We start from the raw sequence: 17,668 nt of genomic DNA on the forward strand, positions 1-17,668 counted from the left end.
CAACACAAATAGACAACCGCTCAATAAGTTCGGACGACGCGCCCATTTCAATATTTACAGGCGTGGATATGGCTCATAGGCTTCCGCATAGATTCATAAACGTGAATCTATTGCAAACCGAATCCGCAGCAGCCTTCCTCCTCCTTTGTTTGGCCACCACCAACCTGAACGCCCCATAGGCACCAACTAGCACTTGGTCATAAGTCCCTTGCGCGTGAGATCGGTTCCCGGTGCGCCACATGCCTCCGGTAGGGCTGCCGCCAAGATAGGGAGCATCCACCATGAAGACGAAGAAGACCCTTCGTGTACTTACCGCCCTAGGTTCCGCCGGCGCCATCGCCATCGGAACTCTGGCGCTATCGGCCACACCCGCGCAAGCCGAAGGAACCATCCTCGGCGCGGACAACCCCGACGCCATCGAGAATAGCTATCTCGTCACGCTCGAGAGCGAATTGTCCACACCGGAGATCGGCAGCTTCGCCGAATCCTTCAACGGCACCGTCACCTCCGAATGGGACGTCATCGACGGCTTCGCCGTCGAAATGACTGAGGACGACGCCAAACTGATGGCGGGGCACCCCGACGTCAAGATGGTCGAGCAAGACGCCGAAGTCAGCATCACCTCACCGGGCCAGCAACCGAACCCACCTTCGTGGGGCCTCGACCGAGTAGACCAGCGCAACCTGCCGCTAGACAACAGCTACTCCTGGCCTAACTCCGGCACCGGAGTGACGGTCTACGTTCTCGACACCGGCATCAACCTCACCCACCAGGAGTTCACCGGCCGCCTCGCCCGCGGATACGACGCTGTTACCCCCGGTGGCAACGCCAATGACTGTCAGGGACACGGGACCCACGTCGCTGGCACCATCGGTGGCACGCGGACCGGCGTGGCCAAGAACGTCACCCTCGTACCGGTGCGCGTCCTCAACTGCGCCGGCTCGGGAACCTGGGGACAGGTCATTGACGGCATCAACTGGTCGACCAATAACTTCTCCGGTCCTTCGGTGGCTAACATGAGCCTCGGCGGCGGCTCCAACGCCACCCTCGACGCGGCTGTCAACGCCTCGGTCAACGCTGGTTTGACCCACGTGGTCGCCTCCGGCAACAGCAATGCCAACGCCTGCAACTTCTCCCCCGCCGGAGCCGCCGGAGCTATTTCGGTGAACTCCTCCAACAGTGCCGACAGCCGTTCGTTCTTCTCCAACTGGGGAACCTGCACGGACCTGTTCGCCCCTGGTGAATCCATCTTCGGCCCCTGGATTGGTGGCAACAGCTCGTACAACACCATTAGCGGCACCTCGATGGCTTCCCCCCACGTGGCTGGCGGAGCCGCACAGTACCTCTCCTCCAACCCTGGCGCTTCCCCCGCGCAGGTACGTAACGCACTGACCAGCAACGCTACCCCTGGCGTCATCTCCAACCCCGGACCTGGTTCCCCGAACCTGCTGTTGTACGTGAGCAACTTCTAAACCTCAATCGCCACACAATGCGATAAGGCAGTGTCACCTTTGTGTCACAGGGCCCCGCTCAGGGAATTACATCCCCGGCGGGGCCCGTTGTCGTTAGTCGGCCAGATCCACAAACGTCAATCAGCGCGACCAGGCCCCTAGAACTTGCCCCAAAGCCATCTTCAGTAACACAACTGAACACTTACTCAATTTGTTCGCACTATTCATCCATTTCAATCTTTACAACCGAGGTCTTTCCTCTTACGCTTCCGCATAGATTCATGAACGTGAATCAATGCATACCGCATCCGCAGCAGTCCTCACCCCGACATTTGGCCGACGCCACCCTGGAAGCGCACCCGGCTCGCACCCTCACAATGCCCATGCCCATGCGCGAAGGCCGAACCCCGGCGCCACCTGTCGACGGCGTGCCTGCCGCAAAGATTGGGAGCACCCGAAATGAATACGAAAAAGACCCTCCGGCGACTCATAGCCCTCGGCTCCGCTGGCGCCATTGCCATCGGCACCCTGGCACTTTCCGCCTCGCCCGCCCAAGCCGAGGGAACCATCCTCGGCACAAATAGCCCCGGCACCATCGAAAACAGCTACCTCGTCACGCTCGAAGACGAACTGTCCACCTCCGAAATCAACGGGTTCGCCCGTTCGTTTCGTGGCACCATCACCTCGGAGTGGGAAGCCCTCAACGGCTTTGCCATCGACATGACCGAGCGCGAAGCCAAGCGCATGGCCGCCCACCCCAACGTCAAGATGGTCGAACAAAACGCCGAAGTCAGCATCGCCTCCGCAGGTGAGCAACCCAACCCGCCCTCATGGGGCCTCGACCGAGTAGATCAGCGCAACCTGCCGCTGGACAACAGCTACTCGTGGCCCAACTCTGGCACCGGAGTGACGGTCTACGTCATCGACACCGGCATCAACCTCAAACACGAGGAGTTCACCGGACGCCTCGCCCCCGGATACGACGCCGTGAACCCCGGCCGCAGTGCCAATGACTGCAATGGCCACGGCACCCACGTCGCCGGCACCATCGGCGGCACGGAAACCGGCGTAGCCAAGAACGTCACCCTTGTGCCCGTGCGGGTTCTCAACTGTTCTGGCTCGGGAACCTGGGAACAAGTTATCGACGGCATCAACTGGGCCACCGACAACTTCTCCGGTCCCTCGGTGGCCAACATGAGCCTCGGCGGCGGCGCCAACGCCACCCTCGACGCGGCCGTCAACGCATCAGTGGAGGCTGGCCTCACCCAAGTAGTGGCCTCCGGCAACAGCAACGCCAACGCCTGCAACTATTCGCCGGCTCGGGCCTCAGGCGCGATCACGGTGAACTCATCCAACAGCTCGGATGCCCGGTCATCCTTCTCCAACTGGGGAAGCTGCACCGACCTCTTCGCGCCAGGAGAGGCGATCTATGGCCCCTGGTCTGGCGGAAGTAAGGGCTACCGGACCATTAGCGGCACCTCGATGGCCGCCCCGCACGTGGCCGGAGGTGCGGCCCTGTACCTATCGTCGAACCCAAACGCCTCTCCCAGCCAAGTCCGCAACGCCCTGACCAACACCGCCACCACTGGCGTCATCTCCAACCCCGGAACCGGTTCTTCGAACCTGCTGTTGTACGTGAGCGACTTCTAATCGCGCATCTAAAAACTAGATAGGTCGTCGGCGTCGCTGCCATCACCTGGCATCGAATCCAGTGGCCCGGCACTGTGAGGTAGCTCTGTGAGACTGCCTCACCTAAGAGCTCCTATCAGGTTTCTCTTCCTACTGCGGTGGAGTGATGTCGCGCCTGGCCGCGTTGTCGGCCCTTGCCCATACCCGCTGGGTATGAACAAGGGCCTCCGCCTCCCCACGCACTGACAGCACACCATCCTCGCCACGGAAACAAACCTGATAGGAGCTCTAAAGATCTCGCCCTGGGCCCCATTGAGGTGACCCAGGGCGAGATTCATTGTGGGGCGAATGTGCCAGAGCAACCCCTGTCAGTAGGCAGTTCCATTCGTGGGTCGACCCGTAATGACACCGGGTGCGGCGACTCGGGCTATATATCCTCGCCCTGTGGCGCCGCCACCAAAGCCCGCCCACAACGATCTCGCGCCCGCAGCTTTACGGTGCCCAGAAACCTCCACTGTGCGATCACCCCGGTTTCGCACAGTAGGAATACAGAAAATCCGATTTATATACGCACATCCGTCAATGCTTGCTTTGAAAAGACGTCACAGAGTTCGTGGGCCCAATGCAGGGATTTCACCTCATCGTCCCCTATGTCAACTCGACTTAACACCCGCTAAATAAGTTGGATCTGTAAACGTATTTTATTGTTTACATTCATGGATTTGACTCTTAGGCTTCCGCTTAGATTCATGAATGTGAATCTGGTTCAACCGCGAATCTCATGCATTCACGGAGAAAAACGGCCGTTCGAGCACGCTCAATGCCCGAGCGACCAACGTGTCCCAACCTGAACTGAACAGGCGACTCTCCCCCGGTCGTCGCCGCCACACCTACACACGATCGCCCCGGTCTTGTGAGTCACCCTTTCAGCGGCGTCAGACAGAAAACGAGTCTTGCCATTCAGCACAGGCGGAAACGACCACTCCGTAACGCATGCGATTCACACCCCGCCGTCACTGCCCACCCCGAATTGGCCACAGCCAGCATCGAGCACTCACCGCCCCTGTGCCGACCATCGACTGAAACGGCTTCCAGGGTCGCCTGAGCATTCGAAGCTGTCCTGCCCAATGCAAATCCGGCAGTCGCTGCGGGAAACCCTGAAGGAGAACCCAGCACATGAGTACAAAGAAATCCCTCCGGCGCAGCGTTATAGCTGTCGCCTCGGCAGGGGCAATCGCGGTGGGCACCATAGCCCTCGCCACCTCTCCGGCCCAAGCCGAGGGAAACATCCTCGGCACCGACCACCCCAATGCCATCGAAGGCAGCTACCTAGTCACCCTCGAAAGTGACGTCTCCATCCAAAGCGTCGACACCTTCGCCGACACCTACGGCGCCGAAGTCACCTCAGAGTGGACATCCTTTAACGGATTCGCCGCCGAGATGACCGAGGCGGAAGCCAAGAAACTGGCCGCCGACCCGGCCGTCAAGTTCGTCGAACAAGACGCCGAAGTACACCTAGCCAGCGCTGGTGTGCAACCCAACCCGCCCGCCTGGGGCATCGACCGCGTCGACCAGCGCAATCTTCCGCTCGATGGGCAATACGCCTATCCCAACCAAGGCACTGGTGTCACGCAGTACATCCTCGACACCGGCGTCTATTTGAGCCACTCCGAATTCACCGGCCGTATGGTGCAGGGATTTGACGCGATCAACCCCGGCGGCAACGCCAACGACTGTCACGGACACGGTACGCACGTGGCCGGATCAGCGGCGGGAACTTTGACCGGCGTCGCGAAGAACTCCTACATTTCCCCGGTTCGGGTTCTCAACTGCCAGGGCTCAGGGTCGTTCGCTGGCATCATTGACGGAATTAACTGGGTTTCCAACAACGCCTCCGGTCCGTCGGTGGCCAACATGAGCCTGGGCGGCGGCTACAACGCCACCCTCAACCAGGCCGTGGCCTCCGGTGTCGCCGCTGGTGTCACGTACGTGGTTGCCTCCGGCAACAGCAACGCCAACGCTTGTAACTACTCGCCAGCCAGTGAAGCTACTGCCATTACCGTTAACTCCTCGACTCGCACCGATGCCCGTTCGGGATTCTCCAACTGGGGAACCTGCTCGGACATCTTCGCTCCGGGATCTGACATCTATGGACCTTGGATCGGAGGCAACAACGCCTTCCGTACCATTAGCGGCACCTCGATGGCTTCCCCGCACGTGTCCGGGGCCGCGGCTCTGTACTTGGCTTCCAACCCCAGCGCCACCCCGGCGCAGGTGAAGCAGGCTTTGACCTCGAACGCCACCCAGGGTGTCATTTCCAACCCCGGCAGTGGATCGCCCAACCGCCTGCTTTACGTCGGATTCATCGACGGTGGCCCGGGCGAGCCCGAGGACGAGTTCTCGGTTTCGGTCTCTCCCGACAGCGCCGAAATTGAGCCCGGTGACTCTGTCACCGCGACGTTGAGCACCGAGACGACCTCCGGCGACGCGCAAGAGGTCACCCTGTCGCACTCCGGAGCCGGTTCGGACGTGACTGTGGACTTTGCCGACAGCACCTTGACCACTGGTGAATCCACGCAGGTGACGTTCTCTGCCAGCTCCAACGCCAGCGACGCGACGCACTCGATCACGTTGACCGCCTCTGGAAACAACGACGAATCGACCACCTTCACTCTGACGGTGGGCGATGAGCCGGTTGAGCCTCCGCCGGGCGACTGCGTCGAGGAGAACAACAACTCGCAGACAATCCATGCTGGCTGGTTGGTCTCGTCGAACATTCTGATGGTCTGTGATGACGCTGGCTCGACGGCGACGATCAATGTGGACGTAACCCACTCGGCCACGCAGAACCTCGAATACTACGTGTTCGACCCTGCCGGTCAAGTGCACCTCATTAAGCCTCGGGGTCAGACCGACTCGGGCACCTACACGATCAACGCGGGCTCTGCTGGATGGGGCTACTACACACTCATCATCTTCAACTACGGCAATTCCGGCACGCTGAACGGTTGGTCGGTCGAAGTCTAGTGACTACGTCACGACATTGAATAGTTACCTACCGGTACAACAATTGAACAATGTGTATTCACTACTAAACTCAATGTGAATTAAAGGCCCACTGGCAACTTTATTGCCAGTGGGCCTTTAATTCACTGAATTACCGCTCAGTAATGTCTTACTCACTGCGCCAAATTACGCCGTGAGCAGGGAATACATCGAAGATGTGACCAATAGGGCCACCGTCAGAACAAATTGTTAATTCAGACATATATATTGTTCTGTTATCACATTTCACTGCCCGCACTAAATCCAAACTTGCTTATATTTACAGTTCTCGCCTATTCGAGTTAAGGTGCGACGTATGCCTCAAAAGATGAGGCAGGTTCGCCAAGAACCCTTCGGGCGCTGCTCCCCAGCCCACCCGGACTTTGAATACCGACCCTCCTCCGCGTCTATTCATAAGACGAAGAAGAGCTCACCCGCATAGGACACGATGCGCATTCGAAGTTGGGCTGGACACTCCAGTTGCGGCGTTCGTTGCAGACCTTCAGAGGAGAACTGCACATGCAAAAGAAATCCCTCCGTCGCGCAGCAATAGCCGTCGCTTCGGCCGGCGCACTAGCCGCGGGCTCCTTCGCACTCGTTTCGGCACCGGCCAGCGCCGACAACACAGCACCCACCGGCGACGTACTGGGCGTCGACAACACCGACAAGATCCACGGCGAATACATTGTGGTGCTCAACTCCGAGCTATCCACTATGAACACCGGCGCATACGACGTGGATATCACCGCCCAGTGGGAGTTCATGAACGGCTTTGCCGCTCAGATGACTTACGCTCAGGCGCAGAAGATCGCCGCCGACCCCAACGTCAAGTTCGTCGAGCAAAACGCCGTGGTCACGATCCAAGACGCTGGCAGCCAGCCGAACCCACCTTCGTGGGGGCTGGACCGTATCGACCAAGCGGACCTTCCTCTTGACGAGACCTACAACTACCCCAACACCGCATCAGACGTCACCGCCTACATCCTCGACACAGGTGTCAACTTGACCCACGAAGACTTCGCCGGACGCATGGTCGAAGGCTACGACGCCGTAACCCCAGGTGGCGACGCCGACGACTGTCAGGGGCACGGCACGCACGTGGCCGGCACCGTGGCGGGTACTGAATACGGAGTGGCCAAGGGCGCCAGCATCTCTCCAGTGCGGGTCCTCGACTGCAATGGTTCGGGCTCCTACGCTGGCATCATCGACGGCATCGAATGGGCCACCGAGAACGCCTCGGGTCCCTCGGTAGCCAACATGAGCCTCGGTGGACCGTCTGACGCTTCGCTTAACGCGGCCGTCGACGCCTCCTCGGCCGCTGGCCTGACCCACGTCGTGGCCGCAGGAAACAGCGGTGACAACGCCTGCAACTACTCCCCGGCCGGTGCGGACAGCGCCATCACCGTTGGTTCGACGACCAGCACCGATGCTCGCTCATCGTTCTCCAGCCTGGGCGAATGTGTTGACTTGTTCGCTCCTGGTTCGGACATCACCGCGCCTTGGATCGGAAGCGACACCGCCACCAACACCATTAGCGGAACCTCGATGGCTTCGCCGCACGTGGCCGGTGCCGCCGCCTTGTTCCTACAGGACAACCCGGACGCCTCCCCTGAGGACGTTCGCGCTCACCTGACCTCCACCGCTTCGGAAGGCAAGGTCGGCAACCCGGGCACCGGAAGCCCGAACCTGCTGCTCTTCGTCGGATAGCAGCGGTGCCTCACCAGGGGCCACCGAATTCTCGATAAACAAACGCACACCTTTCACAGTGGGGCCCGCCTGCGGCGGGCCCCACTTATGTATGCGCACAATTTCGGTGGACAGCTCAGTTACCCGAGGGCCTCGCCAAAGCTGGGGCAGGTGCACCGTCACCGTTCAATCGGCCCCTGTGGACTGCTGCGATCGGTACGCTAAGAGGATGCGATGCGTGGTGTTCGGGGGAACTGGTTATATCGGCGGGCGGCTCGTACCAGAGCTCTTGCACAATGGTTACAACGTGTGTGTCGTCGCTCGGCACCCCGAGAAACTGCGCGAAACGCCGTGGGCGTCATTGGTCGAGGTGGTACAGGGCGACGTGACCGACGCCGACAGTATCCGCACGGTCCTGGCCCCCGGCGATGTCATCTACTACCTCGTGCATTCTCTCAATCGGTCCGACTTTGTCTCACTGGACCGCGAAGCGGCTCGAAATGTGGCCCGCGCCGCTGAGGAAGCAAACGCCAAGCGCATCATATATTTGGGCGGCATCATGCCCGAAGGCAATGACTTCTCCGCTCATTTGGCCTCCCGTAATGAGGTCGGACGCACCTTTGTGGATAGCGGTGTGCCCACCACCGTATTGCAGGCGGCCGTCATCATCGGGTCTGGATCGGCCAGCTTTGAGATGCTGCGCTACCTGACCGAACGACTACCCGCGATGATTACCCCCCGCTGGGTCCACAATCGCATCCAACCCATCGCGGTGCGCGATGTGCTGCACTACCTGGTCGCCAGCGCTGTCTCCCCCGCGCGGGGGTCGCACGTGTTCGACATCGGCGGCCCCGAAGTGCTTTCCTACCTAGACATGATGCGGCGATATGCGCGCATCGCCGGCCTGCGTCGACGGATCATTGTTCCCGTGCCGCTGCTGTCGCCGTGGCTCTCAGCGCAGTGGGTGAACTTGGTGACTCCGGTGCCGCGCAGTATCGCGGTGCCCCTGATCGAGTCGCTAGTTCATGAGCTGGTGTGTCGGCAAGGCGAGGTGTCGGCTCATATTCCACCACCGGAAGCCGGTTTGACCTCATATGAGGATGCGGTGCGGTTGGCGCTGGATAAGATCCGCGCTTTGGACGTGGCGTCGCGCTGGTCGGACGCGGCCTGGCCGCAAGCCCCCTCCGATCCACTACCAACAGACCCTCAGTGGTCCGGTGGTTCGATCTACGAAGATGTGCGGCAGCGGCAGACCACTGCCGACCCACAGGTCTTGTGGGAGGTCATCGAGTCGATCGGCGGCGAGTCGGGTTGGTATTCGTTTCCCCTGGCATGGTCGGTGCGGGGCTGGGCAGATCGGGTGGTGGGCGGAGTGGGGTTGCGCCGAGGTCGAAGGCACCCGCACCGTCTGACTGTGGGTGAGGCTCTGGACTGGTGGCGGGTGGAAAGTCTCGAGCGTGGACGCCTGTTGCGGTTGCGAGCCGAAATGAAGCTGCCGGGCCGGGCCTGGTTGGAGTTGAGCGTGGAGACCGCTGAGGGAGCGGACACCGTATATCGCCAGCGCGCGATTTTCGAACCGCGAGGTTTCGGTGGTCACTTCTATTGGAAGGCAGTCTCGCCCTTCCATGGAATTGTTTTTGGCGGGATGCTGCGCAATATCACGTCTGCGGCGGAGGAGTCTCCGTAACAACCTGTGGATTGGGGCTGGCAAGGACCTGTGGGTTCCTTTCTTCACGTCCAGCCATTAAGAGCTCCTGTCAGGTTTGACGGCTCATCGCATTGGATGGAGTAAAGACGATGTGGCGGCTTTGGTAGCGGGCCGCCACATCGTCTTTGCTTTAGTTCATCTCGGGGCTTCGCACGGCGCTAGGTGATGTCGATAAAGCTCCGGTAAGTATCTATATTCGGCTTAATTCGATTGGGTAAGCGTTCTCAATCGGGCTAACTGGCGAATTTTCCCGTTGGCGGGCTTCACCTTTTTCTTTCCGCGACCAGGAGGTCCCCCATTAAGTGAGACCCGGGGTTACCCTGCTGCGCGTTCGCTCTTGGAACTGAGGTGAAAGACGTCGCCTGAATTCCTGTCGATTGCTTGACCATCTCAACTAAGAGCTCCTATCAGGTTTGTTTCCGTGGCGAGGATGGTGTGCTGTCAGTGCGTGGGGAGGCGGAGGCCCTTGTTCATACCCAGCGGATATGGGCAAGGGCCGACAACGCGGCCAGGCGCGACATCACTCCACCGCAGTAGGAAGAGAAACCTGATAGGAGCTCTAAGGAGGCTTACGCACAAGTGCACATTCAAGGCCGCAGGAGGCGAAGTTTACGACGGCAGACGAGTCGACGAGAACACCGAAAGCACCTCTTTCACGAGCCTCAATGATTCCTGTGACCACGGATGCGCTCTGCCCCATACGATTCCATGCCATCCATGAGTCATTTACATTCATCTATTTGTTGCTATGATTGGACAACGGCTACCCTGCCCAGCCTTCCCCATTGACCCCAGGAATGACCGGAATCGGCACGCCTTTTGCCACGAGACTGACCGCCAAAAGGAAAGGGTTAACGCTGCTGATACGAACGACGCGATAATGGCGTCGTCGCCACACATCTCAAGGCAGCTCGTAGCGAAAGAGCGACCCGATCGACGGCTCTCCGCAAACACTGGAGACCCCAACATGGCAGCAATATCTCTGCGGCGCACCAGCCTCGCTCTGGTTTCGGCCAGTGCGCTCCTCATCGGCGCGATGACCTTGGCCCCCACGATGGCTACCGCCGATGTATCCCAGGACCGAGCGCAAGTGCTCGGCATCGACGATCCCGACAAGATCCCCGGCAGTTACATAGTCGGTTTGCACAGTGAGCTTTCCACCACCAGTGTCGATCAGCTCGCCCTCCAATATGAAGCGACTGTATCCGCTCAGTGGAGTGTCATTGACGGATTCGCCGCCCAGATGTCTCACGCCCAAGCCGAACGGCTCGCGGCACACCCCGATGTCGAGTTTGTCGAACAGGACGCTCGCGTACACATTCCCGTCGGTGTCAAACCCACTCCGCCTGGCTGGAACCTCGATCGCATCGACCAGCGGTACCTTCCGCTGGATGGCATATACGATCCGTTGAACAACGGCGCCGGGGTTGACATCTATATCCTCGATACCGGCATCTTCGCGGGCCACAACGACTTTGGAGGACGAGTCGGTGCCGGATACGACGCTGTCGGCGGCGGCACCGACGACTGCCAAGGCCACGGCACCTTCATAGCCGGGATTGCCGGAGGCACCCACTATGGAGTAGCCGCCGAGGCCAACCTGATTCCCGTGCGGGTGCTCAATTGCCACGGCTCGGGCTCGGTCGCGGGCATCATCGACGGTATCGACTGGATCGTCAACGACGCTTCCTCAACTGTGATCGCCAATGCGAGCATTGGCGGCATGTTGAACACCTCCCTCAACAATGCGGTGGACGCGGCCTTCGCCGCAGGGGTGTTCTTCGTGACTGGAGCTGGCAGCTCCAACGCCAACGCCTGCAACTTCTCCCCCGCTAGCGCCCAGGGCGCATACGTGGCGGCGGCGACTAACATCAACGACACGGTTCCGCCGCAGTCGAACTGGGGCCCCTGCGTTGACATTTACGCGCCCGGAGTGAACATCACTGGGCCGGGTATCGGTGGACCCAATGACACGATAACCATGAGTGGTGGCTCATTCGCCGCGCCGCACGTGGCTGGGGCGGGGGCGATCGTGCTGCATGACAACCCTGGTTTCTCGGCCGCGGACATCGCCAGCTGGCTAAGCCAGAACTGCACCAGCGGCGTGATCGTGAATCCGAACGGCCCGGACTGCCTCCTGTATGTCGGCCAAGACTAACGACAGCGCCCCGTGAGGAGTAAGGGGTAGTCGGTGCGGCTGCCCCTCTTTTATTGCGCTCCTTAGAGCTCCTAGGTGGTAGCCGCCTTCTTTTCAACAGGCCGGTCGAGTTCATCCTCCACGTAGATATCACGCACGATGTGTCGACCGACGATGCTGAAGATGACGATAAGCGCGAACATGAAGATCATCGGCGCGTTCCATCCTCCGGTAACGCTGTAGAGGACGCCAACGACGAACGGTCCCAGCCCGGAGATGAGGTATCCGCCCGATTGTGAGAATGCCGAAAGCGCGGCGGTGCCCTCGTGAGTGCGGGCGCGCAGCCCGAACAGGGTCAGGCACAGCGGGAAAGATCCCATGCCGACGACGATGAGGGTAAGCCACACCAGGGTGAGCCAGCCGGGCGGTCCGGCCCAGAGCCCGGCCAGACCGATTGGCAACGCGGCGATGATGAAGTAATACAAGAGTCTCTGGTCGCGGGTACGTGAGGCGAGCATGGGGATGACCATGTAGATCGGCACGGACATGAAGGTCAGATAGCCGAACAGGAATCCCGCTTCGGCGGGTGTGAAACCGTTGTCGCGCAAGATTTGCGGCAACCAACCGAACATGATGTAGGCGAAGGCCGATTGCAGCCCGAAGAACAGCATCATGTTGCGCGCCAGCTTCGAGCGCCACAGGCTGCTCACGGAGCGGGCGGTCGACGGTGAGTCCTCGTGGCCTCCACTGGTGTCTTTCCACCACATCCAAGGAATGATCGCCAGCAGGGCGGGAATGGCCCATACGGCGATTGCGGGCCGCCATGAGCCGAACAGTTCGGCGAAGGGAACGGTCCCGGCCGCCGAGACAGTGGTTCCCAGCGCCAGGGCTGCGGAGTAGACCATCATGAGCGCACCGATGCGGTCGGGAAAGTGTTTCTTGATGACGCCAGGAATGGCGACGTTTCCGATGGCTCCGAAGGACAGGGCGACGGCGCTGAAGATGAGGAAGGTGACGGGGCCCTCGGCTACCGAGCGGGCGAAGAGCCCGATACTCATGATCACCAACGCGATCGAGATGACGTAGCGGTGGCCCCAGCGCCGGATGAGGGCCGGGGCGGTGATGCCGAACCCGGCAAAGGCCAGGACGGGCAAGGTGGTGAGGAGGCCAGCGGCAATAGGCGACATGCCCAGCCCGGTCTGCACTTCTTCCAAGACCGCACCGATGGAGGTGACGGCGGTACGCAGGTTGAGCGCGGCGAGGGCGATTCCGGCGATGAGCAGCCAGGCGGTGAAGGGGATGGTGCGGTTGCGCGGCCCAGCGATGGGGTTGGTGGCGGCTTTGATCGCCATATGGGCCTCCTTAGCGTGAAGTCAGTATGCCTAACTCAATCGATTCATAGAATCATGGGATGAATTTGGCCTAGCCGTACAGAATAACACTTGTGCTGTGAATTTTGATCTCGTCTGTGACTAGAGGCACCGGACAAGCTCCCATACTGTGGGAGAAACCCCAGCTAACAGAGATCAGAGAGGTGGGACTCTGCGGGAGCCCCACCACTAACGCCCCGCTGCTACAACGTCCAGGCGTTCACGCGCTGAGCCCAACGAAACCGCATCAGTCTTGGCATTCTGCCCACTAGCCGGGTGCTGATTGATTCTTTCGACCTCGGCTGAGGGACCGGTTCGATCAGGCGCGATTTGGTCCTCAATGAAGTTGGGCCGCAAGAGGTACCGACCGGTCAACAACTGGCCGAACACCAACAGCAGGATGATCGCAAACGGCACGGCCCAGCCGTCGGTCACCCCATAGCTCCAGCCCACCAGAAAGGGAGCCCCCGCCGCCAGCAGATAACCACTGGGTTGAGCGAATCCCGACAGTGCCGCCGTCCCATGGTGAGTGCGAGCCCGGGCGTTGAAAAACGTCAATGTCATCGGGAAGGTGCCCATGCCGATCCCCAGCAACGTCACCCACAGCCACATTTCCGGCCCCGTCAAACCAGCCAGAATCGCCACTAGCGCGATCGGGTAGCAGCTGATCATTACGTAGAAGACCCGCCGCGCCATCGTGGCGCGCAACGACAGCGCGGGCGTGGCCAGAAATACCGGGATGGTGACAAACACGAAGAACCCAAACATCGCCCCGGCTTCGGCCGGGCTGAACCCCGCGTCACGCAGCACTTGCGCCAACCACCCAAGCAGAATGTAGGAAGCTCCGTACTGACAGGCGCAAAAGAGCAAGATCATCTTGCCAATGGGGGTGCGCCATATCGAGGTGAACCGCAGGCCACCACGGGCGTTCCGGTTGGCTCCGGTATCGCTCTCAGGCCGCGGGTTCCACAGCAGCCACGGAACAATGGCCAGCATGGAGGGAATGGCCCACACCGCCAGCGCCGGTCGCCAATCCCCCATCAGCTGTTCGGCTGGAACGGTCAAGAACGCGGCGAGTGCCCCGCCCAGGGCCAGCGAAACGGAGTAGGCGGTGGTGATGGAACCGGCCCGGTGCGGGAAATATTTCTTGATGATGCCGGGTAGGGCCACGTTGCCGACGGCCCCAGCGGCCAGCGACATGAGGCTAAAGAAAAGGAAGAGGCCCGCGTCCTCGCTCATGGCGCGCAGTATCAAACCGGCGCTCATGGCCACCAGCGCGCCGGACATGACGCTGCGGTGTCCCCACCGACGGGTCATGACCGGGGTGATGGCCCCGAAAGCGGCGAAGGCGAGCACCGGCAAGGTGGTGAGCAGGCCGGTGAGTGCCTCGGGCATGGCTAGGCCCGTCCGAATCTCTTCCAGAATGACGCCGGTCGAGGTGACAGCGGTGCGGAGGTTCAGCGCGGCCAGGATGATGCCGGTGGCGAGCATCCAGAGGATGAACGAGGTACGGGCCGGGGAGTGACCGGAGGTGGGGTCGTCCTCGGGGATGTGGTGGGTCATGGTGCGGTCAAAGTTCTGCTGCGTCACTGTTTGTGAGGCCATTGCCGAGGTTCACCTCCGATTCACTTAGTCTGACGGGGAAGATCCTGCCTAAACATTGGATCTTGCGGGCACGTTAAGACTAACGCCGGAGTAGTGGCGCGGTAGACAATTTGTGATGTAAAAGACCGCTTGAACTTAGTGATGTGGCCCCTATGTCGCCACTTGTTTATACAGTTCGCAAATCATTGTATGAATATTCAGAACAATTTGCTAACTCAAGTTTACGTTTGGCTGGCGCGCTGGCGAACCACGTCCGAGGTCCGCCCATTGAGGTGGGCCAACTCATCTTCCAAGAACCGGTCTGAAGTGGCATACCAACCGGCAAGCAGCTGCCCCAGGCCCGCAGCCAGCAAAATCAACATGGGTACGCCCCAAGAGCCAGTCGCACCATATGCGGCGCCAATGACCAGCGGCGAGATCGCCGCCACCAGGTACCCGCCGGACTGGGCGAAGGCGGACAGCGCCGCAGTGCCCTCATGAGTGCGAGTCCGCAAGGCAAACAGCACCAAAATCAGCGAGAAAGTCGTCATTGACACGCCCAACAGGCCTACCCACACCCAGGTCAGCCAGCTCGGGCCCCCCGCGAACCACAGCCCGGCCAAGCTAAGCGGGAACAGGGACATGAGCGCGCACAGAATGCCGCGCTGGTTGCGGTGGCGAGCCGCTAGGACGGGAATGACCAGAAACATCGGAATCGCGATCACGTTGTAGAACCCGAACATGGCCCCGGCAGTCGCTGGCGAAATTCCCTGGTCTCGCAACAGCTGAGCCAGCCAGCCGAACAAGGCGAACGCGCCCCCGGATTGCAAGCCGAAGAAGATCATCATCATCCACGCCAGCTTGGAACGCCACAGCCCGCGCAAACGTTCGCCAGGCGGCTGCTCGGTCGTGGACACAGACTCTCGCCACAACAGCCACGGGATGGCAGCCAGTAGCGCCGGTAGCGCCCACACCGCAATGCCAAAGCGCCAGCCTCCCAACACATCACCAAAGGGGACGGTCAAGGCCGCGCCCAAGGTGGCACCCACCGTCAGAGCCGTCGAATAGGCAGTGGTCATGAGCCCGATATGGCCAGGGAAATGCTTCTTAACCACGCCAGGAATGGCCACGTTGCCGATCGCACCCGCCGCTAGCGCGACGGCACTGAACAACAGGAACCACCCGATGTGGCTCACAAAGGCGCGCGCCAACAGGCCGGCACTCATCAGCAGCAGCGACACCGATATCAGGAGGCGGTAACCACAGCGGCGCAGCAGGGCCGGGACGATCGCGCCTAGGGCCGCGAAGGCGAGGACGGGGAGGGTGGCGAGCACCCCCGCCATTAGCTCAGAGATGCCCAGGGCTGCCTGGACGTCCCCCATCACCGCCCCAACGGATGTCACCGCAGTGCGCAAATTGAGCGAGGCGAGCACGATTCCCGCCGCCAGCATGAAAGCAAATGTGGGAATCCCGTGACCCGATGTATGACGTTTTCCCGCAATAGGGGATATTCCGGTAACGTCTGAAGAAGCTGTCGTTGCCGTGGTAGCCACCTGCAACCCCCATTCTGGCCGATCCCGACACTCAGCAGCTCATAGAATGATGGGATGAATAGTAGACTAGCTTTACTGGCCTTCACATCACCAGCATGTCCAGCCACATGCTGCCTCAGCCGTAACTGACCCCTTGCTCAAGACGACCCCGGAGAGGTGTTCAACGTGGCACTCCGATCCGCCCGCAAATCGGCCCTGGTTGACCAGGTCATCGAGCAATTGCGAGCCCAGATTTCCAGCGGCGAGTGGCCGATGGGATCAAAGATTCCGACCGAAGCCCAACTGGTTGAACAGTTGGGAGTGGGACGAAACACCGTCCGCGAAGGTGTTCGGGCACTCGCCCACGCCGGGCTACTCCAAATACGCCAAGGCGCGGGCACCTTTGTGGTGGGCAACTCCGAGGTGGCCGGGGCGATGCGACGCCGGGTCGCCCGAGGGCGTTCCGGCGAAGCCATGGAAGTGCGGCGCGGACTGGAAATAGAGTCCAGCCGCCTCGCGGCCATGCGCCGCACCGACGAGGACATCGTCGAACTGCGCAAATACCTCGACATGCGAGAAGACGCCTGGAAGCGCAAGGACCGTGCGGCTTTTATCGCCGCCGACCTGCACCTACACCAGGCCGTCGCTGCGGCCAGCCACAATAAATTGCTGCATGACCTCTACTTGCACCTGGGCGACGCGATCGGCGACTCGGTCGAAGCGGCGCTAGGCGAGCGGATGGAAGAAGTGCCACATCTGGATCACACCGGTCTCGTCCAAGCCATCATCGACGGCGACCCGGTCGCCGCGGCCAACGAAGCCAGCGGATACCTGCACGAACTCATGGGAGACAACTAGGCGGGCCCGCTCTACCCCCTCCCGAATCAAAGCGCGTCTCATCTAGACGGTGACCTCACCGCAGGTGGCGGGCAGGACTGTGGGCCACCTGCGGTGAGGCTGTCACAATGGGCATATGCGTCTCTCAGCTCGGGTCGACTATGCACTGCGCGCCGCCATCTGTCTAGCAGATGCCGGTCAGGCCTGGACGCGTGCCGAACGCATCTCCGCAGGCCAGAACATCCCCTTGAAGTTTCTCGAATCCATCTTGCTGCAACTGCGCCACGGCGGACTGGCCGAGTCGCGCCGGGGGCCAGATGGTGGACACCGTTTGTTGAAGAACCCCGCTCAGGTGAGTTTGGCCGATGTCATTCGCATCGTTGACGGTCCGCTGGTGGGCGTGCGGGGTCAGCGCCCCGAACACGTCGACTATTCGGGCCCCGCCGAGGCGCTCTCGCAAGTGTGGGTGGCGCTGCGAGTCAACGAACGCAACATCCTCGAAGAGGTCAAGCTGGCCGATGTCGCCCAAGGGAAGCTGCCGGAGTCGATCACGCGACTATTGGCCGACCCCGAAGCCTGGACCAGCCGGTCACCGCACTGAGACCACCGCGTGACAAACCGATACGGTGTTGGGCCCCACATTCGTTTCCGCCTAGCCCGCAGCGGCGACCAGAATCGAATCACAGCAT

11 protein-coding genes are annotated in these 17,668 nt (G+C 60.8%); 8 read left to right on the forward strand and 3 right to left on the reverse strand.

Going from position 1 to position 17,668, the window contains the following annotated elements:
* Positions 1-281: 281 nt before the first annotated feature.
* From JQS30_RS14600 to JQS30_RS14625, 6 genes are all read left to right on the forward strand, one after another.
* Positions 282-1,472: a S8 family peptidase gene (locus tag JQS30_RS14600; RefSeq protein WP_213170972.1), complete on the forward strand. Its 1,191-nt coding sequence runs from the start codon at positions 282-284 to the stop codon at positions 1,470-1,472.
* A gap of 438 nt (positions 1,473-1,910) precedes the next feature.
* A complete protein-coding gene (locus tag JQS30_RS14605) occupies positions 1,911-3,101 on the forward strand; it encodes a S8 family peptidase (RefSeq protein ID WP_213170973.1) in 1,191 nt (396 codons plus the stop codon).
* A gap of 1,155 nt (positions 3,102-4,256) precedes the next feature.
* Complete coding sequence (locus JQS30_RS14610; protein WP_213170974.1) at positions 4,257-6,107, forward strand: S8 family peptidase; 1,851 nt, start codon at positions 4,257-4,259, stop codon at positions 6,105-6,107.
* 537 nt (positions 6,108-6,644) lie between these two features.
* Positions 6,645-7,832, forward strand: a complete 1,188-nt coding sequence (locus tag JQS30_RS14615; RefSeq protein WP_213170975.1) for a S8 family peptidase — start codon at positions 6,645-6,647, stop codon at positions 7,830-7,832.
* Positions 7,833-8,040: 208 nt separating this feature from the next.
* Positions 8,041-9,498 carry an SDR family oxidoreductase gene (locus tag JQS30_RS14620; RefSeq protein ID WP_343076139.1) on the forward strand — a complete coding sequence of 486 codons (1,458 nt, stop codon included), beginning with the start codon at positions 8,041-8,043 and terminating at the stop codon, positions 9,496-9,498.
* A 988-nt stretch (positions 9,499-10,486) separates the two neighbouring features.
* On the forward strand, positions 10,487-11,677 hold the full coding sequence (locus tag JQS30_RS14625) for a S8 family peptidase (RefSeq protein WP_213170977.1): 1,191 nt from the start codon (positions 10,487-10,489) through the stop codon (positions 11,675-11,677).
* Positions 11,678-11,748: 71 nt separating this feature from the next.
* On the opposite strand, the gene JQS30_RS14630 is transcribed toward JQS30_RS14625, so the two are convergent.
* The 3 genes from JQS30_RS14630 to JQS30_RS14640 all read right to left on the reverse strand — a co-directional run bounded on the left by JQS30_RS14630 (position 11,749) and on the right by JQS30_RS14640 (position 16,061).
* Positions 11,749-13,008, reverse strand: a complete 1,260-nt coding sequence (locus JQS30_RS14630) for a CynX/NimT family MFS transporter (RefSeq protein ID WP_213170978.1) — start codon at positions 13,006-13,008, stop codon at positions 11,749-11,751.
* Between the two features lie 207 nt (positions 13,009-13,215).
* Positions 13,216-14,631, reverse strand: coding sequence for an MFS transporter (locus JQS30_RS14635; RefSeq protein ID WP_213170979.1), 1,416 nt, complete (start codon positions 14,629-14,631; stop codon positions 13,216-13,218).
* 221 nt (positions 14,632-14,852) lie between these two features.
* Complete coding sequence (locus tag JQS30_RS14640) at positions 14,853-16,061, reverse strand: MFS transporter (RefSeq protein WP_213170980.1); 1,209 nt, start codon at positions 16,059-16,061, stop codon at positions 14,853-14,855.
* A 267-nt stretch (positions 16,062-16,328) separates the two neighbouring features.
* On the opposite strand from JQS30_RS14640, the gene JQS30_RS14645 reads away from it, so the two are divergent.
* On the forward strand, positions 16,329-17,000 hold the full coding sequence (locus JQS30_RS14645) for a FadR/GntR family transcriptional regulator (protein ID WP_213170981.1): 672 nt from the start codon (positions 16,329-16,331) through the stop codon (positions 16,998-17,000).
* Between the two features lie 115 nt (positions 17,001-17,115).
* Positions 17,116-17,580 carry an RrF2 family transcriptional regulator gene (locus tag JQS30_RS14650; RefSeq protein WP_213170982.1) on the forward strand — a complete coding sequence of 155 codons (465 nt, stop codon included), beginning with the start codon at positions 17,116-17,118 and terminating at the stop codon, positions 17,578-17,580.
* Positions 17,581-17,668 lie beyond the last annotated feature (88 nt).

The organism is Natronoglycomyces albus (genome assembly GCF_016925535.1).
In the GTDB taxonomy this organism is placed as follows: domain Bacteria; phylum Actinomycetota; class Actinomycetes; order Mycobacteriales; family Micromonosporaceae; genus Natronoglycomyces; species Natronoglycomyces albus.

What these genes read in the sequence shown, in the direction of transcription:
- JQS30_RS14605 (WP_213170973.1), top strand. Translation starts at nt 1,911, where the DNA reads ATGAATACGAAAAAGACCCTCCGGCGACTCATAGCCCTCGGCTCCGCT.
- JQS30_RS14625 (WP_213170977.1), top strand. Translation starts at nt 10,487, where the DNA reads ATGGCAGCAATATCTCTGCGGCGCACCAGCCTCGCTCTGGTTTCGGCC.
- JQS30_RS14635 (WP_213170979.1), bottom strand. Translation starts at nt 14,631, where the DNA reads ATGGCCTCACAAACAGTGACGCAGCAGAACTTTGACCGCACCATGACC.
- JQS30_RS14650 (WP_213170982.1), top strand. Translation starts at nt 17,116, where the DNA reads ATGCGTCTCTCAGCTCGGGTCGACTATGCACTGCGCGCCGCCATCTGT.
- JQS30_RS14620 (WP_343076139.1), top strand. Translation starts at nt 8,041, where the DNA reads ATGCGATGCGTGGTGTTCGGGGGAACTGGTTATATCGGCGGGCGGCTC.
- JQS30_RS14630 (WP_213170978.1), bottom strand. Translation starts at nt 13,008, where the DNA reads ATGGCGATCAAAGCCGCCACCAACCCCATCGCTGGGCCGCGCAACCGC.
- JQS30_RS14600 (WP_213170972.1), top strand. Translation starts at nt 282, where the DNA reads ATGAAGACGAAGAAGACCCTTCGTGTACTTACCGCCCTAGGTTCCGCC.
- JQS30_RS14610 (WP_213170974.1), top strand. Translation starts at nt 4,257, where the DNA reads ATGAGTACAAAGAAATCCCTCCGGCGCAGCGTTATAGCTGTCGCCTCG.
- JQS30_RS14640 (WP_213170980.1), bottom strand. Translation starts at nt 16,061, where the DNA reads ATGCTGGCGGCGGGAATCGTGCTCGCCTCGCTCAATTTGCGCACTGCG.
- JQS30_RS14615 (WP_213170975.1), top strand. Translation starts at nt 6,645, where the DNA reads ATGCAAAAGAAATCCCTCCGTCGCGCAGCAATAGCCGTCGCTTCGGCC.